Consider the following 316-nt stretch of genomic DNA (forward strand, 5'->3'; position numbering starts at 1 on the left):
TGCGACGCCTTCGCTTCGCTCGGTCATACAGGATCAAGTGCCTGCGTGACCGCTCCGCGCGCGCCCTTCGCGGCGCGCGACAAGGCTGAACGCCTCAGCCTTGTCCTGGCGCACTCAGCGCGGCCGCACCACGTAGGGCATCAGACGATCCGTCTCGGCCCGCACCACGGCATAACACTCGCAGGACAGGGTTTCCAGACGGGGGCGGTCGAGCACGCTGATGTGCCCGCGGTGATACTCGATCACGCCCATCTTCTGCAGCCGCCCTGCCGCCTCGGTCACGCCCTCGCGGCGCACCCCCAGCATGTTGGCGATC

1 protein-coding gene is annotated in these 316 nt (G+C 68.4%); it reads right to left on the reverse strand.

The features are described from left to right. Positions 1 to 114 precede the first annotated feature (114 nt). On the reverse strand, positions 115 to 316 hold a 202-nt coding region (locus tag FLQ44_RS14475; RefSeq protein ID WP_147694979.1), incomplete at its 5' end, for a helix-turn-helix domain-containing protein.

It is taken from the genome of Vogesella mureinivorans (genome assembly GCF_007644035.1).
Lineage (GTDB): Bacteria > Pseudomonadota > Gammaproteobacteria > Burkholderiales > Chromobacteriaceae > Vogesella > Vogesella mureinivorans.